Genomic DNA, 21,374 nt, shown 5'->3' on the forward strand with positions numbered 1-21,374 from the left:
TCACATGGCAGCACGCACGGCGGCATACATGGTGTGCACAATCGAGGCGCGCCACTTGGACCAGCCATACTGTTTGGTGATGGATTCCCCGGCGGTGGCACCAAGCGATGAGCCGTCGGCACGGGTCAGGTCGAACAGCATGTCCAGCAGCATCTTGTCATGCCCAAGGCGATCGGCAAGTTCCTGTGCGACAGCCGGATCATTGGGGTCACGGCCCGAGGCGAACTCCGACAACGTCAGATGCTCGCGCACCAGCGTCGTGGACCATTGCACGATCTCAGGCGCGAATCCCATACGTTTGAGAATCACCGGCACATGGCGAGCGCCTTCGGCGGCGTGATCTCGCACGAATGCGCGCTTGCCGATGTCATGCGTGATGCCGGCCAACAGCAGCGCAGTGTAATGCTCATCGTCATACCGTCCGCCGGAAGGTGTCTGACGGCCCAAACGCGAGGTGACCTCAACCATATGCCGGTCAATCGTGTACCGATGCGCCGCCGACGCGGACGGGCGATTGCGAATACCCAACCACTCCGGCATCCAACGGCCCGGAATATCCACGAAATCAATGCTTTCCCACACATCCATCAGTTCCGGACCGCATGCCAGCAGTCGGACGAACAGTTCGCGCGACTCCTCATCCCACTGGTTATCCCGAATCGGGCAGCGTTTGAGGTTCATCAACGTGGATGGATTGATCGGCAACCCGAATTCGCCGGACGCTACAGCCATGCGCAACGCCAGTTTGGCGTCGGCGGTCGGGTCCACACCGGGGGCCAGCACCAATTCGCCCTCATGCTTGGCCACCCCCGGAGCCACCACGTCGAACTGCGGCGCCTCACGCTTGCCTCCGGCACGCTGCGAGAACATCTGGAAGAACGCGAACCGGGGCTTTTCATGGGTCAACGAGTGTTCGGCACGAGAAGCGGTGGAATCGAGCGCAAAGGAAATACGACGGCCGACGCGGGCGAGCAATGTCTGCAGATCGTCAATCGAATACGCGGCCCTCTCGTCCGCAGGCCAAGTAGGATCGGCCAGACCGAGCATCGCAGCGACCTTGGCCTGATACGGCGTCAGCAGCAGGTTCGTATCCTTGCCGGCCACCAGATGAATGCAGTCGCGCACATCCAACAAGCGTTCCACGGCCTCGTCGTAACTGCCGTGAGGACGGTCCGCAAGCCAAGACGCGGCCAGCGCGGAAACCAGCACCGAGTCTCGCAGACCGCCTCGCGCCTCCTTGATATCCGGCTGATTGACATACTGCAAGCGGGCAAATTCATTGAGACGCGACGTGGCGGAATCCAGCAGTTCTGGCAAACGCTTGCGCGCAGCCTTGCGCCATCGCTCAAGAATTGAGCGGGAAGTCGCCACGATGAGATCGGTGTCTCCTGCGATCGGACGCACATCGAGCCAGCCCATTGCCGCCGGCAAGTCGTGATCCGTCACTTCTTCGCACTGGGCGCGCGTGCGAATGGAGTGGTCGAGGTCCAGGCCGCTGTCCCACAGCGGGTACCACAGTTTGTTCGCCAGTTCATTGAGCTGCTGATCGTTCAACGCGCGGGGCTCGTAGATGATCACCAGGTCGAGGTCGGAGCTGGGGCCGATCTGTCCCCGGGCCAGCGAGCCGACCGCCGCAAAACCAATGCCTGACTGCGGCACGTCGAAGGAGACGCTGGCACAGGCTTCATCCCACAACCGCGTGAGACATTGCATAGCCAATTCGGTGCGCGCCTTGCGCTTGGCCGAGCCGTTGCGGTACACGCCGTCATCGTCCGGCTGGCTCATCTCCATGAATCGTTGCTTCAAGCCGTCTACTGCGCTGGTCATTGCCTAGCCCTTCATACGAAATCACCGGTTTGACGCGTCACCGTCGCGTCTCCAGTCTCCACTGCGCTGCCAATGTGCTATTGATGCGTTACCGAGGCGGCATCCGCTGCAATAATCCACATCATCGCCTATGAAAATCCCCGCACGGCGAACAACGCAGCGTGCGGGGACCTTGTCTTATTGATTGCCCGAACCCTCAGGCCGAATGCCGAGGAGAATCGGACGCCTTATCAGATGGCGGCGGAACCGGTCTCACCGGTGCGCACACGGGTCACGGAGTCAAGCGGCGCAACCCAGACCTTGCCGTCGCCGATGGTGCCGGAACCAGCGGACTTGACGATCACACCGACCAGAGTCTCCGCATCCGCATCGTCGGACAGCACTTCGATGCGAATCTTCGGAATCAGGTCCACGGTGTATTCAGCGCCACGGTACACCTCGGTGTGGCCGCGCTGACGGCCGTAGCCGTTGGCCTCGGACACGGTCAGACCGTGCACACCGGCGGCTGCAAGAGCCTCCTTGACGTCGTCGAGCTTATGGGGCTGGATGATAGCGGTGATCAGCTTCATCTCACTTCACCTCCTTGAGGACGGAGCTGGCAGTACCAGCAAAATCGTAAGCACGTTCGCCCTGATCGGCAAGATCGATGCCGCCGACTTCCTGAGCCTCGGTGACGCGCCAACCGATCGTCTTCTCCAGAGCGAAGGCGATGATCGCGGTGATCACGGCGGAGTACAGGATGGCCACCAGAGCGATGACAATCTGAACAACCAGCTGCTTCCAGTCGCCTCCGGCCAACAGGCCGGTGCCTTCGCCGAAGAAGCCGATCAGCACGGTGCCGGTGAAACCACCAACGCCGTGGACGCCAACCACATCAAGGGAGTCGTCGTAGCCGAACTTGAACTTCAGACCGCAGGCGAGGCAGGTGAGCACACCGGCGATGGCACCCATGACGATGGCCCACAGCGGGGAAACCACATCGGCGGCCGGAGTGATGGCGACCAGACCGGCGACCATACCGGAGGCAGCGCCCATGGCGGTGTAGTGGCCGGAACGAATCTTTTCAGTGAAGCCCCAGGAGAGCATGGCGGCGGCGGTAGCGGCGGAGGTGGAAACCCAAGCGTAGCCAGCGGTGCCGTTGGCGGCGAAGGCGGAACCTGCGTTGAAGCCGAACCAGCCGAACCACAGCAGGAAGGCGCCGAGCATTACGAACGGAACGTTGTGCGGACGGAACGGCTGAGTGCCGAAGCCCTTACGCTTGCCGATGATGAGCACGATGATCAGGGCGGCGACTGCGGCGTTGATGTGGACCACGGTACCACCTGCGAAATCGTGGGCTTGTGCGCCGATGGCGGTGGAGATCGCGCCGTCACCGGAGAGCAGACCGCCATTCCAGACCATGTGGGCCATCGGAGCGTAATCGAAGGTGATCCACAGAGCTACGAAGATCATCCAAGTGCTGTACTTGACACGCTCGGCGATGGCACCGCAGATCAGGCCCACGGTAATCATCGCGAAGGCGACCTGGAAGGCCACATCCACGGAAACCGGGTAGTTGTTGTCGTTCAGACCGGTGGCGGTGAAGATGCCGTCATCGCCGGCGACCATCGAATCCTTGAGCAGGAAGCCGGAAGCCGGATCGCCGAAGATGCCGGCGACATCGGAACCAGCGTACGCGATGGACCAGCCCCACAGGGTCCAGATAATCATGGTGACCGACAGCGCGGCCGCCTCAAGCATCAGCATGTTCAGAACGGCCTTGGCACGAACCATACCGCCATAGAAGAACGCCACACCCGGCGTCATGAGGAAAACCAGGGACGCGGATGTCAGAATCCATGCGGTATTTCCGGAATCAAGCGCTTCCATGTCTACCTCCCTCTCTCTTTGTTCGTGGCGCCGAAGCCGTAGCCGGCCGGCGTCGAAATACTCACTTGTGCCGTCCCCCGTTGCGGGGGCTAACAGTTCGTCAGTAAAAGCCCGGCTCGTTTTGATTTCGTTACGGCAAGTTACGCGATTGTTAAGCATGATCGGGCTGCGTACGCGCGATTGATACCCACGCACGGCCGGTTTTCCGGGAAAACAACAGGGCCTCGACCCATGTTTCGAATATGAGTCGAGGCCCTGTTTTGTGGGTTGGGACGGCGTTTGCACGTCCACGTTGTGAACGTGCAAATATGTGATTCATCAGGATAGAATGCCGTCCACAAAGCCTTCCGGATCGAACGGTGCCAGATCGTCCGGACCTTCGCCGAGTCCTACGAGTTTGACCGGCACGCCGAGTTCCTTCTGCACGGAGATCACGATGCCGCCCTTGGCGGAGCCATCGAGCTTGGACAGCACCACGCCGGTGATGCCGATAGCCTCGGCGAACACCTTGGCTTGAGTCATGCCGTTCTGTCCGGTAGTGGCGTCAAGTACCAGCAACACTTCGTCCACCGGAAGATTCTTCTCGGTGACGCGGCGAATCTTGCCGAGCTCATCCATCAGGTTGGCTTTGTTCTGCAGTCGTCCGGCAGTGTCGATGATCAACACATCCACGTTCGACTCCTTGGCCTTTGCGGAAGCCTCAAACGCCACGGAGGCGGGGTCGGCCCCGTCTTTGTCGGAGCGGACCACAGGCACGTTGACGCGCGCACCCCACGTTTCCAGCTGGTCGGCGGCCGCTGCGCGGAAGGTGTCGGCCGCGCCCATCATCACCTGCTTGCCTTCGGCCACGAACAGACGGGCCAGCTTGCCGGCGGTGGTGGTTTTGCCGGTGCCGTTGACACCCACCATGATGATCACGGACGGCTTGTTCGCATCCGGTTTCTCGGCGTTGAGACGACGGTCCGTATCCCGGCCGACCAGATCAAGCAGCTTCTCCTTCAGCGTGGCACGCACCGCCTCAGGGTCAGTTTTGCCGGTGATGCGAGCGTCGGTACGCAAGTCGTCCACCAGCTGGGCCGAAGCATCGGCACCGACGTCGGCCAGCAGCAGCGTATCTTCGACGTCCTCCCAGTCGGATTCGGAAAGGTTGTCTTTGGCCAGAATGTTGAACAGGGCCTTGCCGAACGGATTGCCGGATTTGGCCAGTTTCGCTTTGAGTCGAGTCAATCGAGAACCGACCGACTCCGGAGTTTCAGCGGCAGACGGCTGAGCTGCCGGCTGGGCCTCGGACCGCGACGCCGACTGGGCAGGAGTCTGTTCCGCTACTTTGTCATGCTCTTCAACGGCGACGGCATCATCCGCTGAGACGGATGCGGCTGCCGCCTCAGCCGCCAGCCGCGCATCCGCGGCGGCCTTGGCCTCGCGGGTTTTGCGATCATCGGGAGCCACTTGTCCCAAAGCACGGTCCAGATCGCGCTTGCGCGACTTGGACCACCACACACCGGCGGCGATCAGCACGACCGCCACCACAATCACGCCGATAACGGCCAACACAGTGTTTGTATCCACGTTTGCCAAGTCTAGTCCGCGCCTCGAATCGTGCGGCATTACTTGGCTCATCCACCCTGATTCCCGGCGGCGGCTAAGCTGGCATACATGGCACATTCTTCACGTATGACATCGCTGCAGCGACGCGAGCAGCTCATTGAAGTAGGACGCGCACTGTTCGCGTCCAAGGGCTTCGAAGCAGCGAGCGTGGAGGAAATTGCCGCGCACGCCAAGGTGTCCAAGCCGATCGTATACGAGCATTTCGGCGGCAAAGAGGGACTGTACGCGGTAATCGTGGATCGCGAGATGCGCGCGCTGACCGCCACGCTGGCCGCCGCGCTCGATGACCCGACCGTGCATCCGAGGCAGATCGTCGAGCGTACGGCACTGGCCCTGCTCACGTATATCGAGGAGAACGCGGAGGGCTTTCAGGTCTTGGTGCGCGACTCCCCCAGCACGGACCCATCCGGTTCGTTCAGCTCGCTGTTGGGCGATATTTCGATGCGCGTGGAGGATATTCTCTCCGCCGCATTCAAACGGCAGAAACTTTCCGTCAAAGGTGTGCCGTACTACGCGCAGATGCTGGTGGGCATGACCGTGTTCACCGGCCAGTACTGGGCGGATCGCCCGAAGGTCAGTAAGGAGCAGCTGGCTGCGTACATCGTGGATCTGGCATGGCATGGATTGAGCCGACTCGATTCCAAACCGCAGCTGCTGTTCGAGGGAGAGAAAGCGCGCAAAGAGGCGGAACGCCGAAGCAGAGAGGATGCGCGTCAGGAGCCCGAGCAATCGGCCGCGGCGTTCCCCGCCGACGTCATCTCTGATGCATCAGAGACATCAGACGGCGAACGCTAAAGTCCAACCCAAGTCCGGTCCGGGAAAAATCACATGCAAAACGTGCGCTCAAGGGCGCAGACTACGCAAGTTTCCGGCAAGTCGGGCACCCAAGTGCTACGGTTTGAGCAGGAAAACGAACACGACGAATGATACGTGAGGACGACAAACGGCTATGGTCAACCCGGCGAAAACAGCGAAGACGCTCACTTTCGTAATTCCCGCCTACAACATGGAGTCCTATCTGGACCGGTGCGTGAACTCCATTCTCTCCGCGTCCGACACGCGCGACGTCGAAGTGCTGATCGTCGATGACGGTTCCAAAGACGGCACGCTTGCCTACGCGCAGAAGCTAGAGCGCACGAATCCGGGCGTCGTACGCGCGATCCATCAGGAGAACAAGGGCCACGGCGGTGCCGTGAACACCGGCATTGCGGCGGCGAACGGCATGTACGTCAAGGTGGTGGACGCCGACGATTGGGTGGACCCGCAGGCCATCAACACCGTGCTGGATACGCTGCGAGCGCAGCAGGGTATCACCGAGCCGATTGACATGCTGGTAACCAACTATGTCTATGACAAAGTGGCCAAGCGGCATAAGCACACCGTGAACTTCCGTCGTGTCATGCAATCTGACCGCGTGCTCGGATGGGATGATCTGGGACATTTCGGCCTGGCGCAATACATCATCATGCATGCGCTCACCTTCCGCACCCAAGTGGTGCGCGATTCCGGCCTGACGCTGCCGGAGCACACGTTCTATGTGGACTTCTACTACTCCTATCAGCCGTTCCCCTGGGTACATCGCATTCAGTACTTGGATGTGCCGTTCTACCACTACTTCATCGGGCGTGAGGGCCAGAGCGTGCAGACCGATGTGATGATCCGTCGCGTGGACCAGCTGCGACTCGTCAATCGTCTGATGACCGAGGCCACGCCCGAGCGCGGCACGGTGCCCGAGGGCCTATACCGGTATATGATTCACTTCTTGGCAATCGAGTCCTCAGTGACGTCCGTGTTCCTTATTCTTTCGCGCGATCAGGCCAATTACGCCAAGAAACGAGAGCTGTGGGAGGCCATCGACGCCTATTCGCCAGCCATCGGACATGATGTGCGGTCCAAGCTGATGTCTCGCGCCATCAACCTTCCCGGCTCGGCCGGCCGCTGGCTGGTGCGCAACGGCTATGTCATAGCCGAAAAGGTTGTGGGCTTCAACTGATTGCCCTATTCCCGGCTCAACATCGGTTCCAGTTCAGCCCGGTTCAGGTCGGCCTGGCTCTGTTCAGCCCCGTCCTGTTCACCCCTGTCCTGCCCGGGTTGGGCCTGTTCAGCCCGGCCCTGCCCGGCTGAACCAGTCCTGCCCAACCTAACCCGGCTGAGCCCTGCCCGGCTCAGCCTAGCCCTTTCAGCCTAGCCTTGTCCCATCCTGCTCAATCCGGCTCAACCTTGCCCAGCCTAACCCGGCTCAGTCCTGCCTGACTCAGTCCTACCCCAGTTCCAAAGTTCTGGGCATCCACCCACCACAAAGCCACGCCCAAAAATCATTCTGGGCATATACGTATCAACAGGAGCCATTTTTTGGCCATTCAGCGTACGTATATGCCCAGAATCTCGTAATTGTACCGTTGATGCCCAGAATAACTGGTACTGGTATGCCCAGAACTCAGCAGCGTACAGAACTCAGCTATGCCCAGAACTCAGCTATGCCCAGAACTCAATGACGTAGCGGCTTTGTGCCTGTCATACCCAGCGATCGGACATGGCGAAACTGTTATGCATCAGGTTGCTGGCCGTGTAGACCACGTCATTGAGCAGCTTAGCGGTGTGTACGCGCAGGTAGTCGGCCATCTGCTGGTTGGCTGATTCCAGAGCGGACTGCACAGCCGGCCTCGCATCGGCCGAACCTGCGACGGCGGCTGCGCCACCGGCCTTACCTGCATCCACATCAGTCTCGGCCCCCGCTGCAGACTCGGAAGCAGATTCCTCCGCCGCAGCATCCTCCAGCTGAATATCGGTCTGCTCCACCAGCCGATGTCCGAACGCGCGCACGCCTTCCGCATAGCCGGCGATCGCATTATGCGTCTCAAACCAATGCGCATCCGCCACCACAGCAATCAGCCGGTTCGTCCAGTACAGATTGTCCGTCGAGACCTCAGGCGTCGTGTCCCGCAGATAGGCGGGCGTATCGTTCACATTCGCAAAGAACGGCGCGGCCGTGGTGAATGGGCCTGAGCCGAACGACACCCACATCACCGCACGATTAGCGGCCGGAACATATGGACGCAACTGAATCGCCACCATATGTCCGGTGCGATTGACGCCGATCGGACGATACCGGTGACGCGATTCCGCAGTGCCCTTGGTTCCATACGGATCGTACGGCGTGCCTTCATAATGGCTGGCCAACAGGAAATCCACATCCTCGATGGTCACCTTGTCTTCCGGCACACGGCACCACGGAATATCGTCGGATTCGGGCGTATACCGGGCGGCCGGGGAATCCCAATCCTCGCTCGGATTGAGGTAGCGCTGCATGTACCAGGCGCGCGGCGTGTTGTAGATGTGGTCCTTCGGCGTGGAGACACCGAACACCTTACGCGGGTTAAAGCGGTTCGGCAGAGCGGCGGCACGGGCTGCAATACCCGCGGCTCGGGCTGCGGCGGCCGAATCGGAGGACGCACCGGACGTTGCAACCGATGCGCTGGCAGCGGCACGGCGGGCATGCGAACCATTGTGAGGTTCAACGCCGAAACCGGCACCATGCGCGTGACGGCCACCGGTCGGCGACGACGCTCCCATCGTACGGTCCAGATGATGCTCGGCGATGAACTCGCGCAGGTCGGCGCTGCACAGGTACTCGCGCTGCCGCCCGAACGCATCCGCCAGATTGAAATCGTCGATACCCAGCTGATTGGGAATCGTGGCATAGCAGTCGTCCGGCACACGACGAGCGATCCAATGATGGCCGCCGATCGTCTCGACATACCAGATCTCGTCCACGTCCGAAATAATCACGCCGTTCGACTCGTACGTACCGTACTGTTCCAGCAACGCACCAAGCCGGGCAACGCCCTCGCGCGCAGTGGTGACGTACGGCAGCACCAGCGTGATAATGTCTTCCTCGCCGATGCCGCCGGGCTGCTCAGGCAGGTAGTCCGGCGCTCCGGGATTACCTTGGGCGGCACGGAATTCGACGAGGGGATCGGCCGCCAGCACACGCTCGTTGACGGCGATGGTTTCGGTGGCGCTCATCGCCACGTTATGTTCGTTGGCGCCCGCTTCCGCCAGCACACCACGATTGTGCAGCACGTTCGGGGCGATGGTGTAGCGGCAGGGGTTATCGGGCAGATCGATTGCAACATGGCTCAGCACACTGGTGTAATGCCGGGGCTGATCGTGAGGAGCCACTGCGATCAGACGTTTGGGATCATACCGACCGGAACCGGAGTCGTCATCGCGGGCGATGATGGTGGAACCGTCATAACTGGCGTTTTTACCGATGAGGATGGTAGTGCATGACATGCCGTCCCACTCTAGGCGCTTCGGGAGGTGGAGGCAGGCTCCGGCGCGATATTCTCATGAAATTCTCAGCCAACGTACACATCGCACTGAGACTCGTGCGGTTATATGGAATCAGGCCGCAAGCCTGATAACTGAAACTTCTTCTCTCTCTTCCTCTTCTCTTTCTTGCAAAGCCCGGTTTCCGCCGGGCTTTGTTTGTTTGGTTTGATTTGGTTTGCGGGCCGCTATGGGTCTGTCATGCGCTGCTACGCCGTTGGCGACGTTTGTGGCACGACGACGAATTGGCTAGGAGACAAGGCTCCGCGTGCGGAACGCAACGCCGATTTGGATTGTCCGGCACTCGCGTGTATTTTAGAAACGTTGCCCCTCTAGCTCAACGGTTAGAGCAGCGTCCTTTTAAGTCGTGGGTTTTTCGGGGATTAAACGTACTGCCCCGACCCGCTTCACGGATTAAATTTGAACGGTTCCCGGTCATGGAAAGCGTGTTTCCATGTCTCGGACCAGTGCCTCCGCCGCGTGCGCGTTGCCGCCGGTGTTTGCCGTTGACGGCTTCGCCGATGCCTCGCGCGTCCTGTTCGGGCGTGGTGTCGTTCCTCAATCCCATGATACCCGTTTTCTGCTGGTTCCCGCCTCGAACCGTGGCATAAGCGTGCCTGACGGGCAGGGTGCGGCAAGCGAACGCGAGTTGCGTCGTGACGGCGTGACCACGCGCCGCGTGCGCATGCTGATGGGCGAGCCGAATTATGTGAGCTACGCGGCGCTGGCTCGTATCATGCGGCTGTCGAAGTCGTCGGTGACGGGCAAGCTTAACGGCGACATCAACTGGACGTTGCCCGACATTCGGCGCATCGCGTCGCATTTCCGCGTTTCCAGCGACTGGCTGCTCGGCCTGTCTGACGATCCCGTTCCTTCGACGGCGAAGGAGGTGGTCGCCTTCACATAGAAGAAGCCCTCTCCTTGCGGGAGAGGGCCAGGTCCGTTCGGGATCCGTGGAGGCGGCCGGTCAAAACCGTTTCCCGGATTCCAATCAAGGTAACCAAGAAAGCCCGAATTTTGTGAAGAGAAAGGAAGGCTTTCGCGGTGCAGACAGAGATTGGATTCTTATGTCTTACAAGCAGGATTGTATACCCGCGCGCGTGACCGTCATCGTGTGCGGAAGCCCGGAAACCCACGGTTTTGAGGGAAAGTCTTATATCACGGTTTCACCGTATCTCGACGAATCGGTCAGCCGCGCTGACCGGTTGCGGCGTGCCGTGGCCGCGCATCCGGCGGGAGGTGAGCGCCGATGAGCATCCAGGCATTGAGCCGCGTGTTCACGCTCAAGCGGCTGATCGAGGACCCGTACGCCCAGCTCGTGCTCATCAACCTCGCCGACAACGCCGACGAGCACGGGCGCAACTCCTTCCCCGGCATCAAAAAGATGGCCAGGAACTCGTGCATGTGCGAACGGTCGGTGCAGCGCAAGCTGCGCTGGCTGGAGGAGAACGGCTTCATCCGCAAGTCGGAAGCCACTGAGGTGATCCAGTACCTGCCCGAGTATAAGCGGCCGACCGTGTGGGAAATCTGCATGGATCGCGACGAGACGCTGCCCGCATCATCCGATCGCAAACCACGCGGGTCCCGAAAGGGCGAAGACCCGACGCGAGACGGTGCAACGGGCGATGATACCGCGCAGGAGTTCAATACCGGCGGCTCAGATGACGAACCCGGCGTATCACAGACACCCGGTGCATCACAGTCACCGGGTGCAGGAGAAGCACCGGGCGGCAGCAAGACGCCCGATGCATTGAGGGTCACCAGCCCGGTGACCGTGCAGTCATCCAAACCATCCTATGAACCTATTACCCCTCTGTCCCCTAAAGGGGACATCTCCCCACGGGGAGATTCGACCGAGAAGGTCACACCAACCACCAGTCAATCATCCGACGCATCGAACCGCGATTTTGGTGACGACAACGTTTCCGCATTCGATTGCGATGCGCTGTTGCACGGTTTCGCCGAACTGCTCGCCAGCGAACAAGTGATGGCCAAGCCAGTGCGGGCACGAGATCAACGCGCTGCGGCGAAACTGCTTACGGAACACTCTCAGATGGAAATTCTGGAGCTGGTGCTGTGGACCGTCAAGAATCCGTTCTGGCGTGCGAAAACGCTGAGCATGACCGAGTTCGCGCGTCATTGGGAACGCCTGCGGCAGGAGCGACGCGGCGAGATCGAACAGCGACAGATCAGGGCCAAACGCATCAAAGCCGGGACCATGCCGGCGAAAGACGAGGAGGAGAAAGACCCGCATGCCGCGGTGCTGGTCTCGTGCGAAACCGCCACACGGTGCCCGGTGTTCGGCTACTCGTCGTTCCAGCACGGCAGATCGAACAGTCGAATCGCGTTCGCGCAGAACCATCTCAACGGCTCCATTCGCCGGGACAAGTGCCCGGTATGCGCGTACGACGAACGCAACCTGGCGCTGCACGGCAACGCGCGCACCACGGAAGCCGTCAAGCGGGCGCGAATCGAGGCCGACGAACAGACGAAACGCTGGAAGGAACACCTGCGGCGGAAGGAAGAGCAGCCGGCCGAGTTCGACAGGATGCTGAGCATGGAACGGAACGCATGATGAACGGGTTCCGTCCCACCGGCAAGCCGGCCGGCAAACCGGCACGCGACCCGGGCGGCGACGAGTGGATACACACGTCGATGCTGCCGCCCGGCGGCCTGTGCGCGCAGGCGCAGCTCGACCTGTACGACATGATCTGGATGGAACTCGACGCCGCCGGCAACTCACGTCCCGACCAGATGCTGCGCGGCGCGGCCAAACGCCTGTGTGCGCAATGCCCGATGCTCATGCCGTGCCTGGCCCGCAGTCTGCTGCGCCCGGTCACGCACGGCATCCTCGGCGGCATGACCTACAAGGAACGCCAGTACGCGATGCGTGTCGTCATCGTCCACGACGTCCTGCCCGGCCGCAAGGCCGCGGACATCACCCAACCGTACCGGCTGCTGCTCGACTGGCTCGACGCGCACCCCGAAATCCACAGCATCGTACGCAACCGGCGACGCAACGAACGCGCACGCAAAACCGGCAACGGCGAACCGCTCGGACGGCCACGCAGGCTCACCCGGCTCAAACCAGGCGAACGCGATCCACCGGACACGTCCGACGAACAGGCGCAGCCGGACACATCCGCAAAGAAATAAAGAAATAAAGAAAAACACAAAAACATACACAAAGGGAGACCACCATGAGAATCGCCATCGCCAACGCAAAGGGCGGGGTCGGCAAGACCACCATCGCGCAATACCTGTGCCACGCGCTCGTCCGCGACGGGAAGAGGGTCACACTTCTGGATGCCGACCCGCAGTACTCCGCGACCCTGTGGGACAGGATCGCCAACCTCAGCAACGAAACGCTGCCGTTCAACGTGCGGGCCGCTTCCGGTGACGAACTCGCCGCAATCCGCACCACGCCGGGAGAATGGCTCGTCATCGACGCGCCGCCCACGCACGCGGGCCTCAAGACCGCGCTCGACATGGCCGACTTCGTGATCGTGCCCACCACCGAATCGCCCGTCGATCTGCAGCAGGCATGGGCGACCGTCAACGCGGCCGGACGCACGCCCGCCGCCGTACTGCTCAACCGCGTCGAAACGAACACGGTCGCGTTCCGGCAGGCCATGCACGCGCTCGAAACGCAGGATACGCCGCGATTCGACACAATCGTGCCCAAACGGCAGGAGATCAAGACCAGTTTCGGACACCGGCCGACCAAACTCTGGGAATACGGCCTCGTCCTGCACGAGCTGAGACGGGCGGTCGGACGATGAAGGGGAACCTGAGCTATCTGCCCGCCGAACGCGAGATCACGTCGGTCGACGACATCTACCGCGAGGAACCGGCCAACGACCCCTACATGGTCACCAGCATCAAGATCCGCACCTCGCTGCGCAACCGCATCAAAGCGGCCGCCGGCATCAAGGGCATCCGCATGCAGGACCTCGTCGCCCAAGCCCTCGCCGAATACCTCGACCGGCACGAGTGAAGTTATTGCTGGTGCGCCGCAGCGGAGACATTCCTTGCAGTCGTACCAGCAATACAGCCAATCGTGATGGATCAGCGTCTCGCCCATAGGTTGAACACGAAGCCGTGACGATCCTTCTCATATGTGCGGATGAGCTGGTATCCGAACGAGGCGAACAAATGAGCGCTGGCACGGTTGTTTTCATCAATAGTGGCGATGAACACCGGGTTTAAGTCACGTTGGACGGCATCGCGGGTCGCAACCGCCATCGCGTCGCGTAAGGCCTGCGTACCTAATCCCAGGCCTCGGAGCCTGCGGGATACAGCGATCACCGCGATTTCGTACACCCCGTTACCCTTATGCGCTACCGCACAGTATGAAGCCAGATTGCCGGTCTCATCGTCCACGCCCACGCGAATCCAGCAATCCTTGTCGTGATATATCGGACTGTTATGGATGAGACGTTGCACCAAAAGCGCCCACGGTTCCGGATGAAGCTGTGATCCTTTGACCCATCGTCCGTCAATCTGACGGTTGGCCGGTACGGGATCAGTGCAAGAGAAACTAGTGAACCGCGACTGATCGGACTTGTCGGCGAAACGAAAACGAACCGGCACTCTGCTGCTCCGTCAACGGCTCAAGCGTAAACCTGTTCACGAGGAGACGGGACAGCGCCCGGCTCCGCTTCAGAGGATTTGCCGAGAAATTCCAACACATCCTGCGGCAGGGGCGCATCGCACAAACGCAGATAGTCGCATTCGGCACTGTCCTTATCCACCGTGTACAAATCAACGAGTTTTACCATGACACGCCTCCTTTCGTAAAGATATGCTACCGCACGTCATGGTCCGGCATCAAGGGATTTTTCCTGAAAGGAAGTCATGCCAGATCCACATAAACAAAGAAATACGAACATAAAGAAATGCTACGAAACTACCGGCTGATGGGTGGTATCGGGGACGGTGACGATTATCGTGGTGGGACCACGAAGCCGTGGCGGGCGGCGACAGGATGAGGGGTGTGCGGTCGGGCCAAGGGTGGTTCGGGTAAACGTTCCGCACCTTCCCTCTCATGACATGGCCGCGCCGTCGGGTTCTCTTCCTTTCTCTTCCCCGTCGGCGCGGTTCGTGCCTTGGTCTCGGGGGATGCGGATAGTGAAGGATTCCGATCATGTTCTCTTCCCGCAGGTTCGGCCGGCTGCTGCGCGTGACGATGGCGGCCGCGCTGCTGCTGGCCACAGTGTCGGCCGGAGGCATCGCCCATGCCGATGAAACCGGCGAGACGACGCCCGTATTGGGTGATTCGATCACGCTGAACGCCGGTCCGGGCTCGTCGCTGAATGGCGCGAACTTCAAAGTGGTCAAACTCGCCGGGTTCGCGATCCAGGGGTCCGCTGTGACGGTGCGCACCGAGGATACAGTGCGCGGCGATGTGATCGCCTCGCTGCCGAAAGTCGGCGACAGCGAGTACCCGGCCGGCGCAGGCGATGCCGACGGCGAAACGGCCAGCGGGACGACACGGGGCAACGGTGGCGCGGCGGACACGGGTTCCGGCGGCGAGGATCCGATCGTGTGGCTGGCACGGCAGGGCGATGCGAAGGATTCCCCGGTTTGGCGGCTGTTCGCCGATCGCATGGCGGCCACCGTTTCCGTCACGGATGCGCCGGTCATGTCCGGCACGACGACGCCCGCCGACGACGGCACGATTTCCTCGGTCATATTCGCCGGATTGCAGCCCGGCCTGTACCTGCTGGAGGATGCGAACACCGCGTTGACCGGTACCACGCGTTCGGCGCCGATACTGGTCGGCACGGCGATCACCGCCGCGAAACCACCGATCGGCAACGCCGACGGCACAGCCGAGATCAAGAACCAGCGCGTCACGATCGGCAAGAACATCATCAACGGCGATGATGCGACGCTGACGGACGACCGCAATGTGGGCGATATCGTGGACTATCGTATTGAAACCCTCATCCCCGATACCACGAAATACACGAATGATGCGGCCAACCCGTACGTGTTCCGCCTGGCGGACACCCTGTCGAAAGGCCAGCGGTTCAACGATGACCTGTCCGTCACGGCCAGCAAGGACGGACAGGCATGGCGTCCACTCGACGGTGACGATTACACGTTGCAGGCAAGCGAGTCCGATGGCGGCACGGCAACCACGATCGATCTCGATCTGAGCGCATGGGTTTACACGAATGGCCGTGACGGCATGGCGGGCGGTTTGCTGCGCGTCGACTATTCGGCCACGCTCACCGAGCATGCGACGATCGACGGCGACGGCAACACAAACACGGTCATGCTCACGTACTCGAACGATCCGAAAACCAACCAGACCGGAGAGCTCACGCCTCCGGACACCACCGTGTACACGCACGGCTTCCAATTCGACAAGATCGGCGAAGACGGCAAGACGCCGCTTGCCGGCGCGACGTTCACGCTCTACACGGCGGACACGTTCGCGGACGACGCCAAGTACCGTCGCGCCGACCGTCCCGACGAGGACGTGACCGCCACGTCCGACCGCAACGGCCTCGTGAGGTTCGACGGTCTGGCCGCCGGCACGTACTGGGTGCGCGAAACCGGAGTGCCGGACGGCTACCGTGACCTCGACGTGCGGTTCAAGGTCACGATCACCGCAGATCCCGGTAAAGCGGCGCTGGTCGTGTTCGAGCGCGTGCCCTCACTGGCTGATTCGCTCGTGCAGATCGAGAAGAACGGCCTGCTGTTCGTGCTCAACGTCACCACGATCACGAATCTGCCCTTGACCGGCAGCGGCGGCATTGTCCTGTTTCTCGTCATCGGCGGCCTGCTCGCCGCCGGCGGCGCGGCCATCGCCGTCATGACCCATCGCAAGGGACGTCTGCTCAAATAAACGCTCCACGACCGCCCCCGTTGCGCAACCCTACGGAATCGCGCGACGGGGGCTTTCGTGTTTTCTCAAGGCATACGGCACTCCAATATCCGCTCGGGACCACGGGCGACGGATGCGGGGCCGGATACTGGCTGGCGTGCGGTGGGGCGCCAATGGTGGGCTCCGGTCAAATGATCCGCACGGGCTTTCCGGTTCGTCGTTCGCCGTCGCGGGTTTCTCTCTCCCTTTTTCTCGCGGCGGCGGCCTTCGGCCGGGGCTGGCTCCTCGTGAAAGGGAGTGTTCCATATGGGCGTGTTGGGAAGGAAATGCTGTGTCTCGGCGGCCATCGCCGCGGCGGTGTGCCTGCTGGTGTCGCCGATGCTGGCGTTGGGGTCGCCGGACGGCACAGCCGGCGCCGGAAGCGGCGGCGTGGTCGGCGGTACGGCCGGCGGGCGTGGCAATACGGCGGATACGGCGTCGCTGGGCTGGTATCTGCCGAACAAGGCATGGGTGCGCATGGACGACGACGGCGTCTGGCAGATGGTTTCCGATCCCGAGCGGGATAATCACGTCGGCGCGGACGGCATGTCGTTCCTTGACGGCGACGTGGTCGCGGCGGCGGTGAATTTCACGGTGCCGTGGTGGGATGAGCCCACCCGGTTGGAGCTGGTGGACGATTGGACGCTGGTGGACCGGTATCTCGATGTGCGGGACGTGTCCGAGGTACGCGTGTACGTGGCCGAAATGGACGAATACGATGCTCCCTCGCTGGATGGCATCAACGTGACCGGCGAGGATGTGACCGACCGTTTCGACATCGTCTCGGAGGGCATGACGGTCACGGCGAAGGCGACGGCCGAGTATCTGGCGTCGCTGGACCTGAGGGAACGTCGCAAGTCGTTGCAGTTCTCGATGCTGGTGCCGTTCGACGTGAGGTTCGACGTGCGCGAGGATCTGCAGCGGGACATCGACGCGATGCGCACGCGCAGCGGGTCGATCGACAATACGTGCAGCGATGGCAAACACGAGCTGGTCAACCGCGGCGGCGTGTTCTGGGCCGATCACGAGTATTGGGAAACGAACGAGCCTCGCCTGTGCATCGTGCGCCCGGAGTTCGACAAGGATGTGACCGCGAGCGAAACGGAGGGCGGCGACGGGTCGAGCATTGACGGACGCAGCGTGCTGCCCGGCCAGACGGTCACCTATGAGCTGGAATTGCAGGTGGGGGCCGCATCCGACTACACGCTGCGCACGCTGGAGTTCGTGGACGAGTACGACGTGCGCACGACGCCGGTCAAGGAGAGCCTGACGGTCATCGATGCGCGTGATGGTGTGACGGTGCCGGCCGAAGCGTACGACGTGGAGTGGGACGACGCCGGGCACAAACTGTCGGTCTCGTTCCGGCGCGACTGGCTGGACGAGCATTGGGATCCGTACACGGGTCATCGGTATCGGTTGGAGTTCGACGCGACAGTGTCCGAGGATGCGGCCACGGACACGGTGATCTCGAACCGCGGCTGGGTGACGTTGAACAATTCCGGATTGGAGTCGAACGAGGTGACGAACCGGCCGGTCGACCCGCAGCCGGTCAAGCAGGACACGCAGGCGGACGCGTCGGTGGACATCGACGGCAGGACCGTACTGGTCGGCGACCGCCTGTACTACCGGATCACAATCGACGCGGCAGGTTTGGCCGACCCGGCGTATCCGGTGCGCCGGCTGGGCGTGATCGACGACTACGACGAAACCGTGCTGGACGTGGACGAGGCCGGCATCCAGATGCTTGGCGAGCAGGGCGCGGACGTGACCGACCTGGTGAACGTGCAGGTCGCCGATGGCGTCGTCTACGCGTTCTTCAAGACCGTGGACACCACGCTTGCCGACGGAACGGTGCTGCCGGGCGATCCGCAGCCCGCCGATCTGGCCGAATACGCGCGGCGTGAACTGTCCGCGGAACGTGACGCGGGCATCGACCAGTCGCTGCTCGGCAAGACGTACCAGCTGGTACTGCCGATGACGGCCATCGCGGCGGCGGACGGCGGCTCGGTCGAGAACACGGCCGTGCAGGTCACGAACAAGCGCCGCGCGGTGTCGAACACGGTCACGAACGTGCTCGCACAACTCGACCCGTTCAAGGACGTGACGGTCGACGTCGGCGCGGACAGCGCGGACGGCATGAGCATCTACAAGGATCAGCTGTTCCTCTACCGGCTGGACTCCTCCCTGCTGCCCGCGAACCGCGCCTACCCGCAGGTGACGCAGTGGCGCATCGACGACGATTACGACGAGTCGGGCGATGAATACGCCGGCCAGTGGGCCGTGTACGCGGCCGAGGACCTGCACGACGCGGCCGGCAGTGTGATCGCGGCGAAGGGCTCGCGCATCGCGGGCAGCGGCTTCGATTCCGCAAGGTTCGGCGGCGACCTGTTCTCTCTGGACATGCGCGACGGCTCGTTCACGGTCGCAGCCACGCAGCGCTATCTCGACCTGGTGTCGGCCGACGGCGCGCATGCGCAGGCATGGCGCGCGTACGTGCAGTTCCGACGGGTGAAGGCCGGCGAGTTCTCCAATACGTTCACGGAGACGCTGAACGGCGTGGAACGCCCGTCGAACACGGTGACCACGCGCACGTCCGAACGCTCCCCGTCCGTGGGCGTGGAGAAGTTCGACGAAGCGTCCGGCCTAGAGGCGGGCGACCGCGACGACACGAAGGACGCGTTGGAGATCACGGGCGACGGCACGGTGATCGTGTTCCGCATCACGAACACCGGCGACGTGCCCCTGACCGGTCTCGAACTGTCCGACGAGACGATCGCCGGCGACGGCACGGTCACCGACCTGAAATACCCGGACGGTTGGGCGACGCTCGTATTGCAGCCGGGCGAATCCGTGGACGTGACCGGCATATTGACCGGCGTCACCGACCTGCACACCGATCGCGCGACCGTGCAGGCCGCGCCGGTCATCGAATGCGTGCCGAAGGACGACGACCCGTTCGACGACCAGCCCGCGCAGCCGGTCGAACCCGGCACGGTGTGCACGGACACGCCGATCACGAGCGAACCGGACGACTGGAGCGCCTACATGAAACGCATGCTGCCGCACACCGGCGTCGATCTGACCGGCATCATGGCGGCCAGCATGCTCGTCCTGCTGATCGGGTTCGCCATGCTGCGCATCGCCCACGCGCATCGCCGGAACCCGGTTTCCGACAGCTGACTTCCGCTGCGGCCACGGCATCATCCGCATGACCGCAACGGTTCCTACGGGGATGCCGTCGACCGTCAGACAGGGTCGGCGGCATCCCGTCGCCAAGGCCGTCCGGCTTTCGACAACACCGAACGGCCGTCCACTCACCGTTGAGTCCCATCACCGCAAAGGAGCCGTCATGGACACGATCACCACGATTCTCGAACTGCTGCAGAAGGCCGCGCTGCTGGGCGGCGGCATCTGGAGCGTATGGGGTGCGATCACCCTGGCCGGAGGTTTGAAGGACCATTCCGGCCCGCAAACCCAGTCCGGCATATGGCAGCTGGTCGGCGGCGCGGTCATCATCGCCGCGGCCGCCCTGTTCGCCAACCTCAGCTTCTGAACCTTCATTGTTCATCGAACACCCAATCGGCAGCGGATGACCGTATGGAACGGGAGGTTTGATCATGGCGGACTTGGTGGAACCGTGCGTGAACATGCTCAACGCGATCGGCGGCGGCATTGACGGCAGCATACTCGACCGGCTCGCATTGGGGCCGGCCGAGTTCAACGCGAGTCTGTACGGCATGGCGGGATCGGTGCATACGAGCGCGGTCAAACCGGTGTCCGCCACCATCGCCAGCATCGTGTTCACGCTGGAACTGGCCCGCGCGGCGACCCGCGCGGACGGCGACCGCGAACTGGGCGTGAAGATCATCGGCGGCGTGCTGCTCAAATGCGCGCTCGTGCTCCTGTTCGCGTCCAATGCGGCGCTGATCCTGCAGGGCATCGACGCGGTCGTCTCGCAGATCGTGTCCGCCGCGTCGGGCGTGCTCGCTGCCGCGCCCGGCAGCGAGACGCAACTGCTGGGCGATCAGATGCGCTCCGCGATCGAGGATGCCGGCCTCATCGGCCAGAGCGGGCTCATGGTGCTGGTATTGATCCCGTTCATCGCCTCGCAGATCGCCGGCGTGGTGCTGCTGGCGGTCGTGTACATGCGGTTCATGCAGATCTACATGCTGACCTGTTTCGCGTCGCTGCCGATCGTGTTCATGGCCTCGGAGCATACGCGCATGATGGGCGTCGGCTATCTGAAACGCTACGGGCAGGTCTCGTTCCAGGCGATCACCCTGACGGTCGGCGTGATCCTGTACCGCACGTTCGTCGGCGAGGCGCTGCGGCTCGACGGCTATGTGGACGGCGGCGACCTGTGGCAGTACATCATCGCGAACTTCGGCACGCTGCTGTTGGGGGCGATCATGCTCGGCTGTCTGGTCATAGTGTCCTCGGCCACCGCCAAGGCCGTGTTCGGCGAATAGACGCGAGATCAGGGAAGGCGGCGGCGATGGCGTTGGAGATCAGGATCTACAAGGAGATCACGGCCACCGAGGCGCGGGTCATGTGGGGCATGAGCTGGCGGCAGCTCGCCGCGGCCGCGATGATGGGCTGCCTGTCGACGGGCGTGTGGCTCGTGTTCTGGCGCCTGCTCGGGCTCCCCGACATAGGCCAGTACGTGGTGTTCCTCGTGAACCTGCCGTTGGCCGCATGGGGTTGGCTGCGCCCGAAGGGGCTGAAACCGGAGGTCTGGTTCGGATACGTGATCGCATGCCGGTTCGGACAGCAACGGTATTTCATCGACGGGCCCGCACGGCCTCGCCGACGGGAGCGAAAACGAGGCAGGAAGGCCATACGCGAACGAAAGGACGGATGA

At 62.2% G+C, this 21,374-nt stretch carries 18 protein-coding genes and 1 pseudogene; 12 read left to right on the forward strand and 7 right to left on the reverse strand.

The window, feature by feature from the left end:
* The 4 genes from CUU80_RS06420 to ftsY all read right to left on the reverse strand — a co-directional run bounded on the left by CUU80_RS06420 (position 1) and on the right by ftsY (position 5,265).
* Positions 1-1,827: a [protein-PII] uridylyltransferase family protein gene (locus CUU80_RS06420; protein ID WP_100496516.1), complete on the reverse strand. Its 1,827-nt coding sequence runs from the start codon at positions 1,825-1,827 to the stop codon at positions 1-3.
* A 230-nt stretch (positions 1,828-2,057) separates the two neighbouring features.
* Positions 2,058-2,396, reverse strand: a complete 339-nt coding sequence (locus tag CUU80_RS06425) for a P-II family nitrogen regulator (protein ID WP_003807443.1) — start codon at positions 2,394-2,396, stop codon at positions 2,058-2,060.
* Position 2,397: 1 nt separating this feature from the next.
* A complete protein-coding gene (locus CUU80_RS06430; protein ID WP_100496517.1) occupies positions 2,398-3,696 on the reverse strand; it encodes an ammonium transporter in 1,299 nt (432 codons plus the stop codon).
* A gap of 318 nt (positions 3,697-4,014) precedes the next feature.
* On the reverse strand, positions 4,015-5,265 hold the full coding sequence (gene ftsY, locus CUU80_RS06435; protein WP_165775868.1) for a signal recognition particle-docking protein FtsY: 1,251 nt from the start codon (positions 5,263-5,265) through the stop codon (positions 4,015-4,017).
* Positions 5,266-5,370: 105 nt separating this feature from the next.
* Between ftsY and CUU80_RS06440 the strand changes: the two genes are divergently transcribed.
* Positions 5,371-6,099, forward strand: a complete 729-nt coding sequence (locus CUU80_RS06440; protein ID WP_207760100.1) for a TetR/AcrR family transcriptional regulator — start codon at positions 5,371-5,373, stop codon at positions 6,097-6,099.
* 154 nt (positions 6,100-6,253) lie between these two features.
* Positions 6,254-7,297: a glycosyltransferase family 2 protein gene (locus tag CUU80_RS06445; RefSeq protein WP_100496519.1), complete on the forward strand. Its 1,044-nt coding sequence runs from the start codon at positions 6,254-6,256 to the stop codon at positions 7,295-7,297.
* A 605-nt stretch (positions 7,298-7,902) separates the two neighbouring features.
* Here the strand turns inward: CUU80_RS06445 and CUU80_RS06450 are convergent.
* A pseudogene (locus CUU80_RS06450) lies at positions 7,903-9,600 on the reverse strand (C69 family dipeptidase); the annotation flags it as partial.
* A gap of 490 nt (positions 9,601-10,090) precedes the next feature.
* Between CUU80_RS06450 and CUU80_RS06455 the strand changes: the two are divergent.
* The 5 genes from CUU80_RS06455 to CUU80_RS06475 all read left to right on the forward strand — a co-directional run bounded on the left by CUU80_RS06455 (position 10,091) and on the right by CUU80_RS06475 (position 13,633).
* Positions 10,091-10,543 carry a helix-turn-helix domain-containing protein gene (locus CUU80_RS06455; protein ID WP_051923822.1) on the forward strand — a complete coding sequence of 151 codons (453 nt, stop codon included), beginning with the start codon at positions 10,091-10,093 and terminating at the stop codon, positions 10,541-10,543.
* A 342-nt stretch (positions 10,544-10,885) separates the two neighbouring features.
* Complete coding sequence (locus CUU80_RS10855; protein WP_033494385.1) at positions 10,886-12,211, forward strand: helix-turn-helix domain-containing protein; 1,326 nt, start codon at positions 10,886-10,888, stop codon at positions 12,209-12,211.
* Positions 12,208-12,792, forward strand: coding sequence for a WhiB family transcriptional regulator (locus CUU80_RS06465; RefSeq protein WP_051923823.1), 585 nt, complete (start codon positions 12,208-12,210; stop codon positions 12,790-12,792). Before CUU80_RS10855 ends, CUU80_RS06465 begins: the two co-directional genes overlap by 4 nt.
* Positions 12,793-12,836: 44 nt before the next feature.
* Positions 12,837-13,418, forward strand: coding sequence for a nucleotide-binding protein (locus CUU80_RS06470; RefSeq protein ID WP_033494384.1), 582 nt, complete (start codon positions 12,837-12,839; stop codon positions 13,416-13,418).
* Positions 13,415-13,633 carry a hypothetical protein gene (locus tag CUU80_RS06475; RefSeq protein WP_033494383.1) on the forward strand — a complete coding sequence of 73 codons (219 nt, stop codon included), beginning with the start codon at positions 13,415-13,417 and terminating at the stop codon, positions 13,631-13,633. The genes CUU80_RS06470 and CUU80_RS06475 overlap by 4 nt, the downstream gene beginning before the upstream one ends.
* 71 nt (positions 13,634-13,704) lie before the next feature.
* On the opposite strand, the gene CUU80_RS06480 is transcribed toward CUU80_RS06475, so the two are convergent.
* Both CUU80_RS06480 and CUU80_RS10780 read right to left on the reverse strand, forming a co-directional pair.
* On the reverse strand, positions 13,705-14,229 hold the full coding sequence (locus CUU80_RS06480) for a GNAT family N-acetyltransferase (protein WP_081892078.1): 525 nt from the start codon (positions 14,227-14,229) through the stop codon (positions 13,705-13,707).
* A 20-nt stretch (positions 14,230-14,249) separates the two neighbouring features.
* Positions 14,250-14,417, reverse strand: coding sequence for a hypothetical protein (locus CUU80_RS10780; RefSeq protein WP_156103674.1), 168 nt, complete (start codon positions 14,415-14,417; stop codon positions 14,250-14,252).
* Positions 14,418-14,782: 365 nt separating this feature from the next.
* Between CUU80_RS10780 and CUU80_RS06485 the strand changes: the two genes are divergently transcribed.
* The 5 genes from CUU80_RS06485 (at position 14,783) to CUU80_RS10790 (ending at position 21,374) form a co-directional block, all read left to right on the forward strand.
* Positions 14,783-16,495, forward strand: a complete 1,713-nt coding sequence (locus CUU80_RS06485) for a SpaH/EbpB family LPXTG-anchored major pilin (RefSeq protein WP_033494381.1) — start codon at positions 14,783-14,785, stop codon at positions 16,493-16,495.
* Positions 16,496-16,780: 285 nt separating this feature from the next.
* Positions 16,781-19,693, forward strand: a complete 2,913-nt coding sequence (locus tag CUU80_RS06490) for an LPXTG cell wall anchor domain-containing protein (protein ID WP_081892080.1) — start codon at positions 16,781-16,783, stop codon at positions 19,691-19,693.
* Positions 19,694-19,862: 169 nt separating this feature from the next.
* Positions 19,863-20,066: a hypothetical protein gene (locus CUU80_RS06495; protein WP_033494380.1), complete on the forward strand. Its 204-nt coding sequence runs from the start codon at positions 19,863-19,865 to the stop codon at positions 20,064-20,066.
* A gap of 64 nt (positions 20,067-20,130) precedes the next feature.
* Positions 20,131-20,982 (forward strand): VirB6/TrbL-like conjugal transfer protein, CD1112 family, encoded by an 852-nt coding sequence (locus tag CUU80_RS10785; RefSeq protein WP_160268251.1) that lies wholly within the window; start codon positions 20,131-20,133, stop codon positions 20,980-20,982.
* A 26-nt stretch (positions 20,983-21,008) separates the two neighbouring features.
* A complete protein-coding gene (locus CUU80_RS10790) occupies positions 21,009-21,374 on the forward strand; it encodes a PrgI family protein (protein ID WP_033494379.1) in 366 nt (121 codons plus the stop codon).

The sequence above is a fragment of the Bifidobacterium scaligerum genome (assembly GCF_002802865.1).
Taxonomy (GTDB): domain Bacteria; phylum Actinomycetota; class Actinomycetes; order Actinomycetales; family Bifidobacteriaceae; genus Bifidobacterium; species Bifidobacterium scaligerum.